This window comes from Pseudomonas caricapapayae (assembly GCF_001400735.1).
GTDB classification, from domain to species: domain Bacteria; phylum Pseudomonadota; class Gammaproteobacteria; order Pseudomonadales; family Pseudomonadaceae; genus Aquipseudomonas; species Aquipseudomonas caricapapayae.
Genome location: NZ_LJPW01000096.1, coordinates 1 through 359 on the forward strand (window position 1 = coordinate 1; position 359 = coordinate 359).

Annotated in this window: 1 protein-coding gene and 1 pseudogene; both read left to right on the top strand. The window is 62.1% G+C overall.

The window, feature by feature from the left end; all coding sequences use genetic code 11:
* A pseudogene (locus ALO80_RS14145) lies at positions 1–210 on the top strand (ABC transporter); the annotation flags it as partial.
* A partial coding sequence (locus ALO80_RS14150) for a metal ABC transporter permease (protein ID WP_174518953.1) occupies positions 207–359 on the top strand: 153 nt, incomplete at its 3' end. The pseudogene ALO80_RS14145 and the gene ALO80_RS14150, both read left to right, overlap by 4 nt.

Here is a 359-nt window from a genome sequence, read left to right on the forward strand (position 1 = left end):
CACGGGCAGGGGCGCACGGTGATTGCCGTATTGCACGATATCGAACAGGTCCGTCAGCACTTCCCGCAAACCTTGCTGATGGCTCGCGAAGCCATCGCCTGGGGCGAGACAGCGCAAGTGCTCAGCGTTGCCAACCTGCGCAAGGCGCGCAACATGGCTGAGTACTGGAGCCCGGATGCCTTGTTGTGTGATGCCGAGGACGACGCATGATGCTCTATAGCCTGGTGGTTGAGCCGTTTATCGAATTCGGTTTCATGCGTCGCGCGCTGGTGGCGTGTCTGGCTCTGGGCATCGGCTCGGGACCGGTCGGCGTGCTGTTGATGTTGCGGCGCATGAGCCTGGTGGGCGATGCGATGAGC